17 protein-coding genes and 1 riboswitch are annotated in these 19,263 nt (G+C 68.3%); of the genes, 6 read left to right on the forward strand and 11 right to left on the reverse strand.

Annotated elements, in window-relative coordinates; all coding sequences use genetic code 11:
• Positions 1 to 134: 134 nt before the first annotated feature.
• A riboswitch (FMN riboswitch) is annotated at positions 135 to 268 on the reverse strand.
• 226 nt (positions 269 to 494) lie between these two features.
• The 4 genes from ABZS29_RS00360 (at position 495) to ABZS29_RS00375 (ending at position 3,675) form a co-directional block, all read left to right on the forward strand.
• Positions 495 to 1,361: an ABC transporter substrate-binding protein gene (locus ABZS29_RS00360; protein WP_355457109.1), complete on the forward strand. Its 867-nt coding sequence runs from the start codon at positions 495 to 497 to the stop codon at positions 1,359 to 1,361.
• The gene (locus tag ABZS29_RS00365; RefSeq protein WP_355457111.1) at positions 1,361 to 2,113 is read left to right on the forward strand and encodes an amino acid ABC transporter permease; all 753 of its coding nucleotides are present in this window, start codon (positions 1,361 to 1,363) and stop codon (positions 2,111 to 2,113) included. Before ABZS29_RS00360 ends, ABZS29_RS00365 begins: the two co-directional genes overlap by 1 nt.
• Positions 2,097 to 2,840, forward strand: a complete 744-nt coding sequence (locus ABZS29_RS00370) for an amino acid ABC transporter ATP-binding protein (RefSeq protein ID WP_355457113.1) — start codon at positions 2,097 to 2,099, stop codon at positions 2,838 to 2,840. Before ABZS29_RS00365 ends, ABZS29_RS00370 begins: the two co-directional genes overlap by 17 nt.
• Positions 2,841 to 2,952: 112 nt before the next feature.
• Positions 2,953 to 3,675 carry a polysaccharide deacetylase family protein gene (locus ABZS29_RS00375; RefSeq protein WP_355457115.1) on the forward strand — a complete coding sequence of 241 codons (723 nt, stop codon included), beginning with the start codon at positions 2,953 to 2,955 and terminating at the stop codon, positions 3,673 to 3,675.
• On the opposite strand, the gene ABZS29_RS00380 is transcribed toward ABZS29_RS00375, so the two are convergent.
• Positions 3,672 to 4,463 (reverse strand): HAD-IIA family hydrolase, encoded by a 792-nt coding sequence (locus ABZS29_RS00380; protein WP_355457117.1) that lies wholly within the window; start codon positions 4,461 to 4,463, stop codon positions 3,672 to 3,674. The two genes, ABZS29_RS00375 and ABZS29_RS00380, sit on opposite strands and share 4 nt — an antisense overlap.
• Before the next feature lie 42 nt (positions 4,464 to 4,505).
• On the opposite strand from ABZS29_RS00380, the gene ABZS29_RS00385 reads away from it, so the two are divergent.
• Positions 4,506 to 5,720, forward strand: a complete 1,215-nt coding sequence (locus ABZS29_RS00385; protein ID WP_355457118.1) for an MFS transporter — start codon at positions 4,506 to 4,508, stop codon at positions 5,718 to 5,720.
• Here the strand turns inward: ABZS29_RS00385 and rpe are convergent.
• The 8 genes from rpe to ABZS29_RS00425 all read right to left on the reverse strand — a co-directional run bounded on the left by rpe (position 5,688) and on the right by ABZS29_RS00425 (position 15,845).
• A complete protein-coding gene (gene rpe / locus ABZS29_RS00390) occupies positions 5,688 to 6,350 on the reverse strand; it encodes a ribulose-phosphate 3-epimerase (protein WP_355457120.1) in 663 nt (220 codons plus the stop codon). The two genes, ABZS29_RS00385 and rpe, sit on opposite strands and share 33 nt — an antisense overlap.
• 9 nt (positions 6,351 to 6,359) lie before the next feature.
• A complete protein-coding gene (locus tag ABZS29_RS00395) occupies positions 6,360 to 7,079 on the reverse strand; it encodes a cobalt-precorrin-6A reductase (protein WP_355457122.1) in 720 nt (239 codons plus the stop codon).
• Entirely contained in the window at positions 7,076 to 7,816 is a 741-nt protein-coding gene (gene cobM, locus ABZS29_RS00400; RefSeq protein WP_355457124.1) for a precorrin-4 C(11)-methyltransferase, read from the reverse strand. Before cobM ends, ABZS29_RS00395 begins: the two co-directional genes overlap by 4 nt.
• Positions 7,813 to 9,018, reverse strand: coding sequence for a precorrin-6y C5,15-methyltransferase (decarboxylating) subunit CbiE (cbiE, locus tag ABZS29_RS00405; protein ID WP_355457126.1), 1,206 nt, complete (start codon positions 9,016 to 9,018; stop codon positions 7,813 to 7,815). The genes cobM and cbiE overlap by 4 nt, the downstream gene beginning before the upstream one ends.
• The gene (locus tag ABZS29_RS00410) at positions 9,008 to 9,388 is read right to left on the reverse strand and encodes a TIGR03618 family F420-dependent PPOX class oxidoreductase (RefSeq protein WP_355457127.1); all 381 of its coding nucleotides are present in this window, start codon (positions 9,386 to 9,388) and stop codon (positions 9,008 to 9,010) included. The genes cbiE and ABZS29_RS00410 overlap by 11 nt, the downstream gene beginning before the upstream one ends.
• Positions 9,389 to 9,448: 60 nt before the next feature.
• Entirely contained in the window at positions 9,449 to 13,258 is a 3,810-nt protein-coding gene (locus ABZS29_RS00415; protein WP_355457129.1) for a hypothetical protein, read from the reverse strand.
• Between the two features lie 92 nt (positions 13,259 to 13,350).
• A complete protein-coding gene (locus tag ABZS29_RS00420; RefSeq protein ID WP_355457131.1) occupies positions 13,351 to 14,949 on the reverse strand; it encodes an ABC transporter permease in 1,599 nt (532 codons plus the stop codon).
• Positions 14,946 to 15,845 carry an ABC transporter ATP-binding protein gene (locus ABZS29_RS00425; protein ID WP_355457133.1) on the reverse strand — a complete coding sequence of 300 codons (900 nt, stop codon included), beginning with the start codon at positions 15,843 to 15,845 and terminating at the stop codon, positions 14,946 to 14,948. Before ABZS29_RS00425 ends, ABZS29_RS00420 begins: the two co-directional genes overlap by 4 nt.
• 74 nt (positions 15,846 to 15,919) lie before the next feature.
• Between ABZS29_RS00425 and ABZS29_RS00430 the strand changes: the two genes are divergently transcribed.
• A complete protein-coding gene (locus ABZS29_RS00430; RefSeq protein ID WP_355457134.1) occupies positions 15,920 to 16,435 on the forward strand; it encodes a MarR family transcriptional regulator in 516 nt (171 codons plus the stop codon).
• Between the two features lie 32 nt (positions 16,436 to 16,467).
• Here the strand turns inward: ABZS29_RS00430 and ABZS29_RS00435 are convergent, their stop codons facing one another.
• Positions 16,468 to 18,339, reverse strand: coding sequence for an alpha/beta hydrolase (locus tag ABZS29_RS00435; protein ID WP_355457136.1), 1,872 nt, complete (start codon positions 18,337 to 18,339; stop codon positions 16,468 to 16,470).
• A gap of 98 nt (positions 18,340 to 18,437) precedes the next feature.
• Positions 18,438 to 19,121 carry an NBR1-Ig-like domain-containing protein gene (locus ABZS29_RS00440; protein ID WP_355457138.1) on the reverse strand — a complete coding sequence of 228 codons (684 nt, stop codon included), beginning with the start codon at positions 19,119 to 19,121 and terminating at the stop codon, positions 18,438 to 18,440.
• Positions 19,122 to 19,263 lie beyond the last annotated feature (142 nt).

Below are 19,263 nucleotides of genomic sequence, written 5' to 3' on the forward strand. Positions count from 1 at the left end.
CTCGTCGTCACGGACGCACACCGGGGCCGAAGAAACAAACAACTGCGACCGGCGCCAGACCTCCGGCGCTCCCACTCGTCGCGCAGGCCACGGCCCACGTCACGACTTCGCGAACGTCGGAGCTCTCCCGCCGATCGCGTGCTGCCTCCCATCCGGACTTTCACCGTCGGTCCCGGAATTCCACCAGGTCAACCGGCTGCCAACTTCAGCAGCCGGGTCGCGGACTATCACCGCCGGCTCGGAATTTCACCGACCCCGGAGCACGCGAGTGGGTTCACTCGTGGTCCCAGTATGCACCGCTGCGCAAGGGCCGCAACGACCTGGATCACATCCCGGGACAGCCGGGCGCCGGCCTCATATAACACAAGTCCGGTCGACATTGCGGCGCCGTCTCAGCGGGTGTCGGGACGGAATGACCGCCGGATACGTGGTGTTGGCTGCTGACGCGGGGTGGTTCACCCTGCGTACCACCCCGAACGACCTGAGGAGAACTCGTGCGCGCCATCAGCGCCCCCTTCCGTGCTCGCCTTCGGCGGATCACCGCTGCCGGAGCCGTTGCCACGCTCGCCTTGGCCTTGGTTGCCTGCGGCAGCGATGACAAATCCGATGCCTCGGGCCCCGATCTCGGTCTGCTCAAGACCGGGACGTTGCGGATCGGGACGCTCACCGACGCCCCGCCGAACGTGTACGTCAAGGACGGCAAGTTCACCGGGTTCGACAACGACCTGATCACCGCGGTCGCGGCCAAGCTGAACCTCAAGCCGGAGTTCGTCGGGACCGACTTCTCCGCGCTGCTGTCGCAGGTGAACAGCGGCCAGTTCGACCTCGGCAGCTCGTCCATCACGATCACCGAGGCCCGCAAGAAGACCGTTGCCTTCAGCAATGGCTATGACTTCGGCTACCTCGGTCTGAACACCACCAAGACCTCGGGGATCACCAAGTTCGACCAGCTGGCCGGCAAGCGCGTCGTGGTGGTTCAGGGCACCGTCCAGGACGACTACGCGACGCAGAAGAACCTCGATCCGGTTCGCGTACCGAACTACAACGCCGCCGTCGGCCAGCTCAAGGCCGGTACGGCGGACGCCTGGATCTCACCGGCCGAGATCGGCGAGAAGATGGCCAAGGAGCAGGGCGGCGGCGTGGTGATTCTGGCCGCGAAGGAGCTGAGTTCCGCGCCGACGGCGTACGCGGTGGCCAAGAGCAACGACAAGCTGCGCGAGGCCGTGAACAAGGCTCTCGACGAGGTCATTGCCGACGGCACCTGGACGAAGCTGGTCGAGCAGTACTACCCGGGCCGCGCCGTACCGGAGTCGTTCAAGCCGGGTAGCGGCACCGTCAAGTTCACGGCACCCAAAGCCTGATGGATGTCTGGTCCACGCTGACCGACACCTTCCTCGACTGGGAGTCGATGAAGGCGGTCCTGCCCGAGATGCTCAAGGTGGGACTGGTCAACACGCTCATCCTGGCGGCCGCCTCGGTCGTGCTGGGCACTGTGCTCGGCATGGTCGTGGCGGTGATGTCCTTGTCCCGCAAGCGCTGGCTGCGCTGGCCGGCCAAGATCTACACCGACATCTTCCGCGGTCTGCCCGCGATCCTGACCATCCTGCTGATCGGTCAGGGCCTGTCACCGATCACTCGGCACTGGTGGGGTCCGAACCCGTACCCGCTGGGCATTCTGGCGCTGTCGCTGATCGCGTCGGCGTACATCGGTGAGATCTTCCGATCCGGCATCCAGAGCGTGGAGAAGGGCCAACTGGAGGCCGCGCGAGCGCTCGGCTTCAGCTACACCAGCGGCATGCGGCTGGTCGTGATCCCGCAAGGGATTCGCCGGGTGCTGCCCGCACTGGTCAACCAGTTCATCGCGCTGGTGAAGGAGTCCAGCCTGGTCTACTTCCTCGGCCTGCTCGCGTCACAGCGCGAGCTCTTCAGGATCGGTCAGGACTCCGCGGCGACCGACGGCAACCTGTCGCCGCTGCTGCTGGCCGGAATCTTCTACCTGGTGATCACCGTCCCACTGACGCATCTGGTGAACTACATCGACAAGCGGTTGCGTGAAGGCCGGCCCGCCGACACCGCCGTACTGGAGGAGCCCGCGTATGCCGACCACCGTTGAGCTCGCCGCGAGCCTCGAAGTCCGCGGGGTCGAGCTCGCTTTCGGTACGAACAAGGTGCTGCGCGGCGTCGACCTCGACGTTCCGGCCGGCCGTACGGCGTGTGTGATCGGACCGTCAGGTTCGGGCAAGTCGACGTTGCTGCGGACGGTCAACCGGCTGCTCGAGCCGGACGCGGGCGATATCCGGCTCGGCGGCGAGTCGGTGCTGAGCGGGAATCCCGACGTCCTGCGGCGGCGGATCGGGATGGTGTTCCAGCACTTCAACCTGTTCCCGCACAAGACCGTGATCGACAACATCACGCTGCCGCTGCGCAAGATCAAGAAGCTCGAGCTCGATGAGGCGCGGGCCGCGGCCAAGGCGCAACTCGAGCTCGTCGGGTTGTCGGAGAAGGCCGAGGCGCGTCCCGGCAACCTCTCCGGTGGACAGCAGCAGCGGGTCGCAATCGCCCGGGCACTGGCGATGAAGCCCGAGGTGATGCTCTTCGACGAGGCCACGTCGGCCCTGGACCCGGAGCTCGTCAAGGGCGTGCTCGGTCTGATGGCCGACCTGGCGCAGTCCGGAATGACGATGGTTGTCGTCACCCACGAGATGGGCTTCGCTCGCGAGGTCGCCGACCAGGTCGCCTTCATGGACCGCGGCGTGGTGGTGGAGTCCGGCGTACCGGATCAGATCTTCACGGCCGCGGAGTCACCGCGGCTGCAGCAGTTCCTCTCCCAGGTGCTCTGAATCGTCCGATATCCGGGTTTGTTGACGCGGAAGCGGTGTGGGCGGCGAGCTTTTGCAGGATGCTTGCCGAAGGGTGGGGGCACTGTGAGGCACCCACCGCCCTGGGGGACGCATGGAGACACGACTGACGCGGACCGGTCAGCGGTTGGCCGGGCTGGCGATCCTGGTCGCCATCAGTGCGGTGATCGGGACGATCGTGGTGGTTGCCGCACGCCCGCACACGCAGGCCGCGCCACCACCTGCGGTCGTTGCGCCGGTGACCACGCCGCTTCCGGCCAAGTACGTCGTACTGACGTTCGACGACGGGCCGGATCCGGCGTACACGCCGAAGGTGCTCGAGGTGCTGGCGAAGTACGACGCGAAGGCGACGTTCTTCGAGGTCGGGAAGAACGTCGCGAAACATCCGGAGCTGACCAAGGCGATCCAGGCCGCCGGGCACAGCGTGCAGAACCACACGTGGTCGCATGCCGACCTCCGGCACCAGACCGCGGCGGGCTTCCGCAAGCAGGTCGGTGACACCGACACCGCGATCAAGTCCGCCTCCGGCACCACGCCGACCTGCCTGCGACCGCCGTACGGCGGGGTGAGTGCGACCGTCCGGAAGCGGGCGAAGGAGCTCGGCAAAGAGCTGGTGCTGTGGACGATCGACTCGCGAGACTGGTCGAAGCCAGGTGTCGCGGTGATCGAGAAGCGCGTGCTGAGCGGCGTGAAGAGCGGTGCGGTGATCCTGATGCATGACGGCGGCGGCAACCGCAGTCAGACCATCGCGGCGCTTCCGGGCATCCTCGAGAAGCTCAAGGCGCAAGGCTTCGGCTTCCGCACGCTCAACTGCTAGCCGAGCGCGGTGACCAGCGGTACGACGTCGGCGATCGACTCCACGATCCGCGTCGGGCGGTAGGGGAACCGGTCGACCTCGTGCTCACCGGTCGATCCGGTCAGCACGAGCACACTGCGCAGCCCGGCCTCGAGACCGCTGATGATGTCGGTGTCCATCCGGTCACCGATCATCACCGTCGTCTCGGAGTGCGCCTCGATCCGGTTCAGCGCGCTGCGCATCATCAGCGGGTTCGGCTTGCCGACGAAGTACGGCGCGACGCCGGTCGCGCGGGTGATCAGCGCCGCCACCGAACCGGTCGCGGGCAGCGGACCCTCCTGCGACGGGCCGGTCGGGTCCGGGTTGGTGGCCAGGAACCGCGCACCGTCCGCGATCAGCCGGATCGCCTTGGTGATCGCCTCGAACGAGTAGGTCCGGGTCTCACCGAGCACCACGTAGTCCGGCGCGCGATCGGTCAGCACGTAGCCGATCTCGTGCAGCGCCGTCGTCAGCCCCGCCTCGCCGATCACGTACGCCGTCCCGCCGGGGCGCTGGTCGTCGAGGAACTGCGCCGTGGCCAGCGCGCTGGTCCAGATCGACTCCTCGGGGATGTCGATGCCCGCGGCAAGCAACCGGGCGCGCAGATCGCGCGGCGTGAAGATCGAGTTGTTGGTCAGCACCAGGAACTTCTTGCCCGAGGCCTGCAGCGCCGCGATGAAGTCCGCCGCGCCGGGGATCGCGCGCTCCTCGTGCACCAGCACGCCGTCCATGTCGGTCAGCCAGCTCTCGACGGGCTTGTGGTCGCTCATCGAGCCATCGTAATTGTCGGAGGCGGCCGACAGAATGCGGCCATGGAGCTTTCGGGGTATCGCGAGCTGTGGCGGACGCGTGGCGTGCCGGGTTTGCTGGCATCGTCCTTGCTGGCCCGGCTGCCGGTGCTCGCGACCATGGTGCCGGTCGCGTTTCTGGCCAAGGACCTGAGTGGATCGTTCCGCTGGGCGGGAGTCGTTGCCGCGGCGTACTCGATCGGGATGGCGATTGCCGGCCCGCTCTGGTCCCGCACCGCCGACCGGCGTGGGGCTCGCGGGGTGCTGCTGCTGACCGGCCTGTCGTGGAGCGTGGCGCTGCTGCTGGTGGCGGCCGTCCCCGCTGGGCTCTACCGCTTGCTGCCGGTCCTGACGTTCCTGGCCGGCGGGCTCGTGCCGCCGGTGATGCAGACCTTGCGGGCCGCGTGGCCGCGGGTGGTTCAGGGGCCCGCGCTGCGGACGGCGTACTCGGTGGATGCGACCGCCCAGGAGTTGCTGTTCATCGTCGGCCCGATGCTCGGGGCAACAGCTGTGAGCGTGGCCAGCCCGCGGCTCGGCGTGCTGCTGGCGGCATCGATGTCCGCAGTGTTCATCTGGTGGTACGCGCTCCGACAACCCCGGCCGCTCCCCCGCGACGCGGACGGGCCACCGCCACTGACGGCACGTCAGTTGCTCTGGCATCGCCACCGGCTGCCGTTGATCCTGTCGTTCGGTCTGTGGATCATGGCGTTCAGCGGCATCTCACTGGGCATCGTCGCCTTCGCGGACGAGCACGGGAACCGGCTGATCGCCGGGATCATGGAGGCCGTCTGGGCGTTCGGCAGCCTGGTCGGCGGTGCGGTGGCGGGTGCGCTGCCAGGGCGGCGTACGTCGTACTTGTGGCGCAGGACTGCCCTGGTCACCGCCGGGATGCTGTTGTGCGTGTTCGCGACCTGGTCACCGGTGTCACTGGCGGTTGCCCTGACTGTCTCCGGCCTGACACTGGCACCAGCGATCGGCGCACTGTACGAGCGCCTCGGTGCGCTGACACCGGACACCGTCCGAACCGAGGTGTTCGGCTGGATGGGCAGCGCGGCGATGGGTGGTTCCGCGATCGGGTCCGCGGTGGCCGGTGCTGTCGTCGAGAGCTTCGGTGTTCGCTATGTCTGGCTGGTCGCCACCGCGCTCGCCGCGCTGTCGCTGGTTCTGCTGCTCAGGATCCCGCCCGAGCAGTCGACCGCGGACCTATCAGCCAGCGGCCTTCGCGGCGAGGTCGCGTAGCTTCTCGACCATCGCGTTCGGATCGTCCGCGGCGTAGACCGCCGAACCGGCCACGAACACATCGGCGCCGGCCTCGGCACACCGCTCGATCGTCTCGGCCGAGACGCCGCCGTCGATCTCGATCCACAGGTCGAGGCCGTGCTTGTCCAGCAACTCCTTGGTACGCCGGATCTTCGGCACGCACACGTCCAGGAACTTCTGACCGCCGAAGCCGGGCTCGACCGTCATGATCAGGATCATGTCGAGCTCGGACAGGATGTCCTCGTACGGCTCGATCGGGGTGGCCGGCTTGAGCGCCATCGCCGCCCGGGCGCCCTTGGCCCGGATCTCCCGCGCCGTCCGGATCGGAGCCCGGCACGCCTCCACGTGGAAGGTGACGCTGGACGCGCCCGCCTCGACGTAGTCGGGTGCCCAGCGGTCCGGATCCTCGATCATCAGGTGCAGATCCAGCGGCGTGTCGGTCGCCTTGGCCAACGACTCCACCACCGGCAGGCCCAAGGTCAGGTTCGGCACGAAGTGGTTGTCCATCACGTCGACGTGCAGCCAGTCCGCATTCGACACGGCGGCCGCTTCGTCGGCCAGCCGCGCGAAATCGGCGGCCAGGATGCTCGGCGCGATCTGAATCCCCATGGCGTCAATCTACCGAGTCCGCAGCCAGGCGATCGCGTCAGCCACGGTTTTCACCACTTCGGCACCGGCCGGCAGCGGTGGACGACGGATCAGCACCACCGGTACGGCGAGCTGCCGCGCGGCGGCGAGTTTCGCTTCGGTCTGCGGTCCGCCACTGTCTTTCGTGACCAGGACATCGATGGCGTGCTGCTGCAGCAGGCCGAGTTCGGCGTCGACGGCGTACGGGCCGCGGTCGAGCAGCAGCGTGCACCAGGCCGGCGGCGGCTCGGGTGCATCGACGCAGCGCGCCAGTGTCCAGAGGCCGGTGGTGGCGAACGTCTCGAGCCCCTGGCGGCCGATCGTGAGAAACACTCGGGACCCCAACGACGGCAGCAACTCGGCCGCGGCCTCGGCACTCTCCGCCCAGTGCCAGTCGTCGCCTGGTCCCGCGACCCAGCCCGGCCGACGCAGTACTAGCAGCGGTACGCCGACCGCGCGAGTCGCTTCGACCGCGTGCTCGGTCATCGTCGCGGCGAACGGATGGGTCGCGTCGACGACCGCATCCACGGGGTTGTGCCGGAGCCATTCGGTCAGACCTTTGGTGCCGCCGAAGCCGCCGACGCGGACCTCTCCCCTGGGCAGCTGCAGCTCCCGAGTGCGGCCTGCCAATGACGACACCACCTCGATATCGGTCAGCCGCGCGGCAAGCTCACGGGCTTCGCCGGTACCGCCGAGCAGCAGGACCTTCATCGCTCGCGGGTCGTCGAGTAGAGGTGGCTGTCCCGGAACTCCGTCGCGGCCAGCACCTTGCCCACCACGATCACCGCCGTACGGCGAATGCCCGCGGCCTGCACCTGCTCCGCAATGTCGGCCAGGGTGCCGCGCAGCACCTCTTCGTCATGCCGTGAGGCCTTGGCGACCACTGCGACCGGACAGTCGGCGCCATAGTTCGGCAGGAGCTCCTCGACCACGCGGTCGATCTGCTGGACGGCCAGATGCAGCACCAGCGTCGCTCGGCTCGCACCAAGCGTCTTGAGGTCCTCGTCGTCGGGCATCTTCGAGGCTCGGCCGCCGACGCGGGTGAGGATCACCGTCTGGCCGACCTCCGGCACGGTCAGCTCCCGGTTGAGCGTCGCAGCGGCCGCCGCGTACGCCGGTACGCCGGGGGTGACGTCGTACGGGATGTTGAGCGCGTCGAGCCGGCGCATCTGCTCAGCCATCGCACTGAACACCGACGGGTCGCCTGAGTGCAGTCTCGCCACGTCCAGGCCGGCCTCGTGCGCGGCTGCCAGCTCGGCGACGATCTGGTCGAGGTCGAGGTTGGCCGTGTCCACCTTGCGCGCCCCGACCGGGCAGTGGTCCAGGAGCTCGACCGGCACCAGCGCGCCGGCGTACAGGCAGACCGGTGACGTGACGATCAGGTCGCGTCCTCTGATGGTGATGAGGTCGGCAGCACCCGGTCCGGCTCCGATGAAGTGCACAGTCACTTCGTCACACTCCAAATCGTCACCGGCATCGCAGGACGCCATCCGGTCATTCCGCCGACCGCTGAGGCTCGCTGGACGTCCAGTCGCACCAGATCGCCACCCAGCTCCTTGTACCACTGAGCAATCAGCACCTCGGTCTCCAGCGTCACCCCGTTCACCACCAGCCGACCGCCAGGCCGCAGCGCCGCCCAGCAGGCCTCGATCATGCCGGGCGCGGTAGCGCCCCCGCCGACAAACACCGCACTGGGTGCATCGGCACCGCCTGCCTGCGCTTCGGAGACCGGCAGCACCGCAGGGGCCGCGCCGTGCACCACCGTCACCTTCGCCCCGAGCGCGGCAACGTTCCGCTCGATCCGCCGTACCCGCTCCTCGTCCCGCTCGAACGCGATCGCCCGGCAGGACGGGTGATGCCGCGACCACTCGATCGCGATACTGCCCGCTCCCCCACCGACATCCCACAGCAACTGCCCGGGCACCGGCGCGAGCCGCGACAGCGTTACCGCCCGCACTTCACGCTTCGTCAGCTGCCCATCACTCTCGTACGCCGTATCCGGCAGCCCCGGCGCCGTCGACAACACCGGTCCGTCCGCACACAGCACACCGATCACGTTGAGCGGGTCCACCTCGCCGGTCCACGCGTCAGCCGTCGTACTGGTCACGCGCTCGCCCGGACTGCCCAACTGCTCCAGCACCGTGAACTCACTCGCGCCGTAGCCGCGCTCTGTCAGGAGCTCCGCCACCTCGCCCGGAGTCTGCGCACCCCAGCTCAGCACCACCAACCGCCGCCCCGGCTGCACCTGCGGATGCACCAGCTCAGTCGGATGCCCCACCAGGCTGACCACCTGCACCTGTTCCTGAGCCCACCCCAACCGCGCACAGGCCAGCGAGACACTCGACGGATGCGGAATCACCCGCACCGCACTTGCCCCCAGCAACCGAACGAGCGTCGTACCGATCCCATGGAACGTCGGATCGCCACTGGCCAGCACACAAACGCGCCGTCCCCGGTACTCCGCCAGCAACCCCGGCAACGCCTCCGACAACGGCGACGGCCACGCCCGGCGCTCCGCCGTACCGGCTGGAACCAGTCCGAGCTGCCGCGTGCTCCCCAGCAACACCTCAGCCTTGCTGATCACCTCCTGCGCGACCGGCGACAACCCCACCCACCCGTCGGCCCCGATCCCGACAACCTCAACCACCATTGCCGAGCACCTTCGTCACCGTGATCTCGATGACCACCCGCTGTGGATTCACGCGCGGCTCCTTGTACCGCCGCGCATAACGCCGCTCCGCGTCCCGCACCCGCTCCGGCTCGTCCACCACGACAGCACGCCCCTCCAACGTGCTCCACCACCGCCCGTCCACCTGCGTCACCGCCACCGCCGCCTCCCCCAGCCGCCTAATGGCCCGCGCCTTGTAGGACGTCCCCGAGCAGATCACCCGGACCACCCCGCTCTCGACGTCCAGCGTCGCCCCCACCGGCGTCGCATGCACAGTCCCGTCCGCCCGCACCGTGCTCAAAACACACAAGTGCCGCTCACTCCAGAACTCGACCAACCGCTCGCTGAACACCCCGCGATCGTAAACAGCAAGGCCCGCCCAACCACCGGGCGGGCCTCACACTGCGAGATGTCACACAGCCACAGTCACCGGCCGAGTCGAAGCAACCCCCGACGCATGTCCACTCCGCGCACACGTCACAGCGACGTACAAGGCCTTCGCCCCCATCGCTTTCGTCAGCACCAGCGACGCCTTGGTCCCACCGGCCACCGCCTTCCCCGCCGAATACCACTGGAACCGCGCCGCCGTACAAGCCGGCGCCCACGTACCCGCCGTACTGGTGACGGTCTTCCCGACCTTGTACGTCCCCGTCGCCACCGGCCCCTTGGTCGCCTTCGGCGCCAACCCCGTCGCCACTGCAACCGCAGCCGTGGTCACAGCCTTGCTCGCATACCCCGCCCGCGCAGCCGTCACCGTCACACTCAGCTTGTGGCCCAGCATCGCCGCCGCAGGCGTATACGTCGCCGCCCCGGCCCCACGGATCGCCGCGCCGTTGTCCCGCCACTGGTAGGTGTACGAAGTAGCCGCCGGCGACCAGGTGCCGACCGAAACCTTCACCGCCGCCCCTACCCGGACCGGTGCAACCAGAGCCGGCGCCTGGGTGTTCACCAGAGCCGCTGCAGTCACCGTGAACGCGTTCGCCGCAGTTCCGGAGCCGCCGGCGAAGGACTCCACCACCAGGTCCCGTGCCCCGAGAGCGGCTCCCTTGAGGTCAACCACGACCGTGGCCGCCGTCCGATCGACAGATACCGACTTCACCACACCGGCCAAGTCCGGCTTACCGATCGCCTTGAACCGCACCACGTCCTTCACATGCAGTGACTTCCCCTTGACCGTCACCGTCGCGGGACCACCTGCCGCCGCGCTGGCGGGGGTGACGCTGCTGACGCCGAACGTTGCGCCGCCGCAGAGCGGCTGAGGACAGGTCGCGCTCGTCGTGTACTTCAGCGCGGAGACAACCGGCTTCTCCGGCAGCCAGAGCAACCCGGTCTCCGTCCACGAAGGGGAGTCCGAGCCGGTGCAGTAGAACTCGCCACTGGGCTCACCGGCCCACATGCAGTTCGATTCACCGCCGGGTCCGTAGTCACGGAACAGCGGAGCAGGTCCGGAACTCACCTGGTTCACCGCGCTACCGTTCAACTGCCGGCGTGCTCCCATCGGGAACACCACACAAGCAGCGGTCCGGGAGGTGTTCAACTCACCTGTCAGCGGTCCGAAGCCGTACCCCGAGTTGGCGACCCGGGTGCACTCCGGTGCAGGACCCGCTGCTGTCGCAATCCGGAAAGCCTCGAGCTTGTACGCCGTGGCCGGGGCAACGGTGTCGTCGTTCCACGTCACGACCTGGTACGACGTACTGCCCGCGGCCTGGCACATCGTGAGATCCCACGAGCTGCAGCCCAGTTCGCCGGCCGCATCGGCAACGACGAACCCAGTGCTCGAGTTCTTGTCGCGAACGTTGAACACGAACCGGTCGGTCGCCGCACCGGTCACCTTGTGACAGCGCAGCAGGTTCTTGTCGACGGTCGCGGTGGCCGCTGTACTGCCGACCGTCGTCGAGCCGACCGCGCCGCATCCCTTGGCGCCGCCGGTGATGTCCCGTCGGGCGACCTGGTACGTCGACGTGGTGTCGGTGCCCACCAGGAGCGCCGAATACGTCTGGTCCTTGGTGAGGCGGCAGAACTCGTAGGCCGCCACCTTTTGCGGTGAGTCACACGCCGAACCGCCAGCGGCGTCCAGAACCTCGAGCGCTGCCAGGCCGGTACCGGCCGTGCGGCTGTACTGGACTGCCTCGGTCGCAGCGTGGGCAGCGGCCGGAATCTGGAGACACGTCGCGAAGCGCTCCGGGTTCAGAGCGACGGTCGACCCGCCAGGGGCGGTGAAGTCCCCCTGTGGCAAGGCAGCACACCGCGCAGGCGGGTCGACCCGCGGAAATGCGAGAGCATACGGCCCGGGAAGCGCGAACTCACCGGACTCGATCACCGCCCGGAACGGCGCCGTACCGGTCAACGCGCAGGCAGGAACGTCCCTGCCCCAGCTGCACAGCTCAGTACCGTTCGCATCGAGGACGACACCGGAGGTCTTCGCCTGGTCGGCAGGCTCGAGCGGCTTCAGCACCGCACCGGCCGGCGCGGTCAACGTCAGACAGTCGAACTGGCTGGTGTCGGCCAGTCTCCCCCGTTTCGGAACGAAGTCATCGGCAGCCTGAGTCGTGCACCCGTCGGTCGCCGTCACCGGGAATGTCGCGATGTGGGCTGAGGACGGCACCAAGATGACGTAGCGGCCGGGCTGCAGAACGCACCTGACAAGTCTCGTGCACGCCGGCTTTCCGTCGACTCCGTAGGCGGGCTTCCCGCTGGTGGCCTCGTCCCCCTGTTCGACACCCGAATCGATCACGTACGTCGCCGCCGTACCGACCGTCAGCTCGCGGCACCGGCTGCCCTCGGGCGCGACCGCACCGACCTGGCCGAACTTCGTCATCGTCAGCGGAGTGCAGCCGGCCGCGTTGGACAGTCGGCCGATCTCCAACTGGTGCGGGACCCCAGCCGTCACGACGATCCGGAACGGCGCGGTCCCCGACAAAGTGCACTCGGTCTCGGACCATGGCAACTCACAGGCCGTCAGGTCGTTCGCATCGAGGACCCGCACGACGCCCTGCCCGGCCGATGACTCGATCTTCATCCGGTCGCCCGCTGCCGCATCGATCGGCTGGCAGTCCACTTGCAGCACAGACGCCGGGGTCACCGAGATCAGCGGCAGATCCCAGCTCGTGCCGACCGTCGGCATGCAACCGGTGCCGTCTCCGCGCCCGACCGCGGCAAAGCTGTACGTGGCAGCCGCGTCGTTCGCCGAGTTGTCGAAGAGGATTGTGTGCACGCCTGCAGCGGAGATTCGGCAGTCCACATCGCGAGCGTCGGTACAGACCAGCTCACCCGCGCCGTTGTAGAGCTCGACCTTGCTGAGCCGCTCCGTGCTCGGCTTCCAAGCAGACCGCAACCAGACCAGACCGTCCGCCAGCGCGACCGAGCGGCAGGTCGTAGCCTCCGCGGCCAGAGTCCCTGTGACTGTTGCCGCACCGGGTGCACCGAAAGGCGCGGCGGACATCGTGTCGCATCCGACAGATGCGTTGAGCTTGGCGAGGCGCAGCGTGTAGGTCGTCTCGTTCGCCCGCGGCCGCAGGACCAGCGCGCGGTAGGGCCCGCTGCCGGTGAGGTCACAGCGGGTGCCGGGCTGTGCCTGACAGACGAGTTCGGTGTCAGCGTCGTAGAGATAGACGCGCTCAGCGCCGGCGCCGAGCCTGACGACGTCACCTGCCGCTCCATCGAATTGGTAGCAGTCCGCGGCCATCTCGATCGCCAACTCGCCGCTCCGCCCGGCCGAGGCCGGCGAGAGGTCGCCTGCGCTCAGCGGCGCACAGGTCGCCGTACGAACAGAGACCACGGAAACGGTGTAGGGCGAGGGCTCGCTATTGGACTCGACGTCCAGGGTGTAGTTACCAGGCTGGACGTTGCACACCTTGGGAACGTCTCCCGGGTAGGCGTAGCACGCCACCGCGCCGCCCGGGCCGCGCAGACGACCGCTGAGCCAGGCGCCGTCGACGGCCGTGGTGAGCACGATCGCCACTTGGTCAGTGGCATCGATCGTCGGCAACGGGTAGCTGTCGACCGTTTCGGCTGCGGGCTCCGCGCACGCGACCACTGTGTGCCAGGTCAGTGCAGCACCGCAGGCCTCGACTGCCTCGGCCGCTTTCGCTGTCTTGGCGTGCGGCTTCGGGGCTGGAGTCGCTGTGGCTGGAACTGCCTGCAGCAGCGACACCGCCAGTACGGCCGTCAGTAAAGCCGTAACCGTCTTGCGGAACGGCATGCGGCAGCGTCGCGTACCCATGAAAAGTCCTCCCCTGGCGCTCACCCCGAGCGGGCGGAGCTTAACAGGGGGTGAGCACCACGGAGGACTGTTTTGCACTTTGTTGCAACGGATTAGCCGACGTCTCGGCGGCGGAAGGTGGATACGCCTAGGGCTAGGAGGACGGCGGCGATGGCGGTGACGGTGAGGACTGGGGTGAGGGTGAAGGTGCCGCCGGGGAGGCGGGGGGTGTGGCCGTACGGGCTGAGGTTGATGAGGGACTGGGGGAGGTTGAAGAGGGCGCCGAACTGGCCCAGGAGGAGGAAGAGGCCGTAGAGGGCCCAGGCGGCGGTGATGAGTTTGGGGGCCAGGCCGAAGAGGGTTACTACGAGGGCGGTGACGAGCCAGATGGCGGGGAGTTGGACGGCGGCTGCGGCGAGCATCCGGGGGACCTGATGGCCTACGTTGCCGAGGGAGGCGCCGCTGGAGAGGCCGGAGCCCAGGCCTGCGATGAGGATGAGGGCTGTCGTGCCGAGGAGCGCCATCGCGACGTGGCTGGCGAGCCAGCGGGTGCGGGTGACGCTGGTGGCGAGGAGAGGTTCGGCTCGGAGGGCTGTTTCTTCGGAGCGGAGGCGGAGGGCGGCTTGGATGCCGTACGCCGAGGCCAGCAGGCCGACCATGCCCATCTCGGTGGAGAGGAAGGCGTCGGTGATGGCTTGGACGCCGCCGAGTTTCTGGACCATTTCGCGGGCGCTGGCGCTGCTGACGAAGCCGTCGACGTTGCTGGCGATGTTGCCGACCAGGAGGCCGAGGAGGAGGAAGGCGAAAGCCCAGCCGGACAAGGCGCCTCGGTGCAGGCGCCAGGCCAGCGCGAAGGGCGAGCGCAGAGACTTGGCAGCGGCTGCTGGGCCGGGGCGCGGGCGGACGAGGCCGGCACCGACGTCTCGGCGGCGAGTCAGGGCCAGTGCGCCGGCGACCAGGGCGGCAAGGAAGGCCAGTGGCAGCAGTACGACGACGTACCGGTCACCGGCGTACGCGCGGATCTGCTGGGACCAGCCGATCGGGGACAGCCAGGAGACCCACTCGGTCTTGCCGTCGGCCGAGGAGTCACCGATCGCACGCAGGATGTAGGAGACGCCGAGGGCGATGGCGGTGAAGCCGTTGGCGGTGCGGGCGCCTTCGCTGAGTTGTGCGACCAGTGCGCCGACACCTGCGAAGGAGAGTCCGGCGGAGGTCCAGACGAGTCCGAAGGCGAGGGAGCCGGCGGCGGAGAGACCGATGCCGATCAGGGCCAGTGCGGTCAGCAAGCCCAGCACTACAACGGTTCCCGTCGATACGAGCAGTGCTGCGGCCAGGGCGGCGTACCGGCCGAGGACGCCGGCGCTGAGCAGTTCCAGGCGGCCGGACTCCTCTTCGGAGCGCGTGTGGCGGACGACGAGGATCGACGCGAGCAGTCCGACCAGTACGGCGCCGAACGCGGTCAGCTTGAACAGTGAGAGCTCACCGAGTGAGGTCTCGTCGAAGATGCGGCCGTAGAGCGACACCAGCGCGGGAGACGCGTTGGTGGTCCGGGCGGCCTCGATGCGCGAGTTGACGTCGGGGTAGAGGTCGATGGAGGCCTGGGCCGAGCCGGCGGCCATCACGACGAACACCACGATCCACGTCGGGATCAGAATGCGGTCCCGACGCAGTGCGAGCCGCACCAGGGTCGCCGTACCGACGAAGTCCCTCATGAGACGGCCACCGCATCGTCCTCGTAGTGGCGCAGGAAGAGCTCTTCCAGGGTCGGTGGCTGCGCGACCAGGCTCTTGATGCCGCTGGCGGCGAGCTGGCGCATCACTGCGTCGAGCTGGGCGGTGTCGACCTCGCAGTGCACTCGGTTGCCTTCGACATCGAGTGAGTGCACACCTGGCAGCGACGCAAGGCCGTTTGGCGCGGCAGACAGTTCGGCGTGGATCGACGTACGGGTGAGGTGGCGCAGGTCAGCCAGAGTGCCGGTTTCGACGACCTTGCCGCGCCTGATGATGCTGACGCGGTCACAGAGCGCCTCGACCTCGGAGAGGATGTGGCTGGAGAGCAGGACCGTACGGTCACGCTGCCGCTCCTCTTCGATGCACTGCCGGAACACCTCCTCCATCAGCGGGTCCAGTCCGGACGTCGGCTCGTCCAGAATGAGCAGCTCGACGTCAGACGCGAGCGCTGCGACCAATGCGACCTTCTGACGGTTGCCCTTGGAGTACGTGCGGCCCTTCTTGGTCGGGTCGAGGTCGAAGCGGCGCAGCAGGTCGTCGCGCTTCTTCGGGTCCAGCCCGCCACGCAGCCGGCCCAGCAGGTCGATGACCTCACCGCCGGTCAGGTTCGGCCAGAGGTTGACGTCGCCGGGGACGTAGGCCAGCCGGCGGTGCAGCTTGGCCGCGTCGTGCCACGGGTCCCCGCCGAGCAGCGACACGTCGCCCTCGTCACCGCGGAGCAGCCCGAGCAGTACCCGGATGGTGGTGGACTTCCCGGCGCCGTTCGGGCCCAGGAATCCGTGCACCTCACCGGTGGCGACCTCCAGGTCGAGACCGCCGAGGGCATGCGTCGCGCCGTACGACTTGTGCAGTCCGGAGACCACGATGGCTGATGTCATGGTTCATAACGTACACTTCATTCAGAAGATTGTGAATCTTCCGAATCCGCGGGCCGAGAGGAGATGATGGGCCGGTGAGTGCAGAACGCGACGACGAAGCCGTCCGCCGGTACGCCGAGCAGTTCGGCAACCTGCTCGCCGACACGGGCTGGCCCCGGATGGCCGGCCGGGTCTTCTCCGCCATCCTGACCAGCGAGGCGGGCCGCCTGACCGCGGCCGAGCTCTCCGACCAGCTGCAGGCCAGCCCCGCGGCGGTCTCCGGGGCGGTCAACTACCTGCTCCAGCTGCGGCTGGCCAGCCGCGAGCGCGAGCCCGGCAGCCGCCGCGACGTGTACGTCGTCCAGGACGACTCCTGGTACCAGTCGATGATGTCCGAGAACCAGGCCCTGATCCAGTGGGCCAACTCACTGCGTCAGGTCCTCGATGCCGCCGGCGACGGAACGCCTGCCCAGGAGCGCGTCCGCATCACGCTGGGGTTCTTCGAGTTCCTCACCGACGAGGTCAAGGGGCTCGCCGACCGCTGGATGATCCGCCGCGCCGAACTCGACGCCGAGATCGCAGCCGAGAAAGAAGCAGGGCCCGGCGCCTGAACGCCGGGCCCTTCTAGAAACGCAGAGCAGTACTACCGCAGCGTGCCGGCAGCGATCGTGTCGAGCGCCTGCTGGAGCAGCGGGTTCACCTTCTGCGGGGTGGACTTGGAGCGCGGGAGATGGACAGCGTTGCCGTCGACCGGGCCGTTGACGGGGTAGACGGACAGTTCGGCGGGGAGCGGGCTGGTGCCGCAGACCTTGTCGCGGGCGGGGAGTTCGCCGGTGAAGACGAAGGTGTCGCCGATGGCTTCGGCGCAGGCGGAGGCGGAGCCGACGTACTGGCCGTGCTGGCCTTCGTCGTCGATGGCGACGAAGCGGGTCACCTTGGCGGTGTCCTGGTGGGTGCGCAGGGCGCCCTCGTACGCCGTGGCCGGGTCGAGCTCGCCTTGGACCATCAGGATCCGCGGCGAGCCGGTCAGGTCGAGCTTGCGGTCCTGCGGCTTGTACTTCCAGAAGGCGCACATCGAGACGCCGTTCATGTAGCCGAAGAAGCTGTATTTGCGGGCCATCTTGTCGGACTCGCGCAGGTAGAAGTTCGGGTCGTGGTTCCAGGCGGTGTCGTTGCAGCGGACCGTCGTACCGATGGCACCGAGGTTGTACACCTCGTCGCTCGACGGCGACTTGAGCGCGGCCTCGCGGGCGTCGGCGAGGATCGAGCGGGTCGAGTCGGTGCTGACCGCCGCGGCCTGGGCGGCGGTGAGGGCCGACGCCGGGATCTGGTAGCGGGCGCGGATGTTGGCGAGGGTGTCGAACGCCTGCAGTTCGGGCGCGAGCCGGGCCCATGCCTTCTCGACGTGCCGCAGTTCGACCTTGCCCGACGCCGACGGGTCCTTCGTGTACTCGTCGTGCACGAGGATGTCGACGGTGCCACGGATGAACCGGACGTTGCCGTAGATGACGCTGTAGATCTTGCCGTCGAGATCGTCACCGCGGACCTCCGACGTACCGGCCTTGACCAGCGTGACCAGCTTCGCGCGGATCCGGTCGTACGACGCGGTCACCTGCTTCGGCGTGGACCCGAGGCCCTGGATCTGGTCGGCGTGCCGGGCGATCCACGGGAACAGCTGGGTGTCGCGGCGGCGCTGGCCGGAGAACGGGTCGAAGTTCGTGTTCTCCCACTGGGTGTGGGTCCAGTCCATGTTCGAGTCGATCACGAACCGGCCGACGCGCTGCGGGTAGGTGTCGGCGTACCAGCCGCCGAGCCAGGTGCCGTAGCTGTAGCCGATGAAGTTGAGCTGGCGGGCCTTGAAGAGCGCGCGCAGGAAGTCCATGTCGTAGACGGTCTGCTGGCTGCTGACGAACTGACCGAACTCCGTCGCCGAGCAGGCCTCGGCCTGGAGCGCGGCCTCGGCCACCTCGACCTTGTGCGTCTGCCGGGTGCGCTCCTTGTAGTCCGGAGTCGTCGGCAGCGCGGCCAGCTTCTCGGTGGTGGTCAGGCACTGCAACGGCGTACTGGCTCCGAAGCCGCGCGGGTCGAAGCCGAGCTGGTCGAAGTCGGTGAACAGCTGGGGCTTCTCCGCGGCGAGCGCCGCCGACAGGCTGAGGCCCGCGCCACCCGGTCCACCGGGGTTCGTGGTCATCAGGCCCTTCGACTTGCCGGTGGCCTTGCTGTAGGCGACGGCGACCTCGACGTCGGGATGCGCGTTCGGGTGCGCCCAGTCCATCGGCACCTTCACCTTGGCACAGTTGGTGGTCGGCGCCTGTGGGTACAAACGCTTGACGGCGGCATCGAACGAACAGACCGACCAGGTGATCGGCTGGTCGAGGTACCGCTGCGGGATGGACGGCGTCGGCGGGTCCACCGGACCCCTGGCCGGGCGTGCCGCCGTGGCCGAGCTGACGGCCAGCTGGGGCACGAAAAGCGCCACTGCCAAGGCCATTGCGATCTTCTGCGGTTTGCGCACTGCTGCTCCTGTGGTCCGGGCGGGGTTGCAGGAAAGCAGCAACGTAAGCCGGACAGGCGGCAGATGGCCAGGTACTAAAGCCAGTACAAGGGCATTCCCTAAAGGTCGTAGACGGTGAAGATCGTGCAGTACACCGGCGGCGACTCCAGACCGGGGTAGTACAAGCGCCCGGCATCATCAGTGATTTTGAAGTACGCCGTCGACGCCCCGACCTGAGACGGGGCCTGCAACCGCATCGTCACGACCACCACCTCCCCCGGCTCGGCGTCGGGGACGCGTGCCCGCGCCGGCGACCGCAGCCAGCCCGGAGTGCCGGGGGCGCCCTGCCGGGTCAGCCACCGGTCGCGCCATGGCCGCTCACCGCTGTTGCGGATCTGCCAGGTCTTCTCGAAGGTCTCGTCGCGGCGGACCTGCGTCCCGTCCGGCACCGTCTCCCCCACCAGCTCGGCCCGGTCCTCCGGATGGTGGTCGGCCGGCACCGATCCGCCCAGCGACACCGGCTGAACCTGCCGGCGCGAGTCCCGCTGCGACGTGTCCCGGCCGGCCCGGACGGCGGCATCCAGCTCCATCAGCTGGTTGATCAACGCCTGCCGCGCGCCGAACGAGGCGTCGTACCACTCGATCAACTCGCGACTGGGTTTGGTGTGCCCGCGTTCGACCCGGGACAGATGGCCCTTGTCCCAGCCGGACATCCCGGCGGCACGGGTCAGCGGCACACCGGCGGCCTCGCGGAGCTCCCGCATCCGGCAGCCGATCACGAAGCGAGCCTGAGCTGGTCTCACGACGCCATCCTGCCCTCGATCGTGGTGAAAAACCTACAGATAATTAGCGAGAATAGTTTTCATTTTACGGTTGCCTACTGCGACAACGCAATCACGCACTGATTCTCTTCGGGTAACAGCGAATTCGCCAGTCGCAACTGCC

This window comes from Kribbella sp. NPDC005582, from assembly GCF_040605415.1.
GTDB lineage: Bacteria > Actinomycetota > Actinomycetes > Propionibacteriales > Kribbellaceae > Kribbella.

Excerpts from the sequence above, each read along its gene's own strand:
- ABZS29_RS00395 (WP_355457122.1), bottom strand. The coding sequence starts at position 7,079 with ATGAAGGTCCTGCTGCTCGGCGGTACCGGCGAAGCCCGTGAGCTTGCC.
- ABZS29_RS00385 (WP_355457118.1), top strand. The coding sequence starts at position 4,506 with ATGGAGCTTTCGGGGTATCGCGAGCTGTGGCGGACGCGTGGCGTGCCG.
- ABZS29_RS00365 (WP_355457111.1), top strand. The coding sequence starts at position 1,361 with ATGGATGTCTGGTCCACGCTGACCGACACCTTCCTCGACTGGGAGTCG.
- ABZS29_RS00370 (WP_355457113.1), top strand. The coding sequence starts at position 2,097 with ATGCCGACCACCGTTGAGCTCGCCGCGAGCCTCGAAGTCCGCGGGGTC.
- ABZS29_RS00420 (WP_355457131.1), bottom strand. The coding sequence starts at position 14,949 with ATGAGGGACTTCGTCGGTACGGCGACCCTGGTGCGGCTCGCACTGCGT.
- cbiE (WP_355457126.1), bottom strand. The coding sequence starts at position 9,018 with ATGGTGGTTGAGGTTGTCGGGATCGGGGCCGACGGGTGGGTGGGGTTG.
- ABZS29_RS00425 (WP_355457133.1), bottom strand. The coding sequence starts at position 15,845 with ATGACATCAGCCATCGTGGTCTCCGGACTGCACAAGTCGTACGGCGCG.
- ABZS29_RS00415 (WP_355457129.1), bottom strand. The coding sequence starts at position 13,258 with ATGGGTACGCGACGCTGCCGCATGCCGTTCCGCAAGACGGTTACGGCT.
- ABZS29_RS00380 (WP_355457117.1), bottom strand. The coding sequence starts at position 4,463 with ATGAGCGACCACAAGCCCGTCGAGAGCTGGCTGACCGACATGGACGGC.
- rpe (WP_355457120.1), bottom strand. The coding sequence starts at position 6,350 with ATGGGGATTCAGATCGCGCCGAGCATCCTGGCCGCCGATTTCGCGCGG.
- ABZS29_RS00375 (WP_355457115.1), top strand. The coding sequence starts at position 2,953 with ATGGAGACACGACTGACGCGGACCGGTCAGCGGTTGGCCGGGCTGGCG.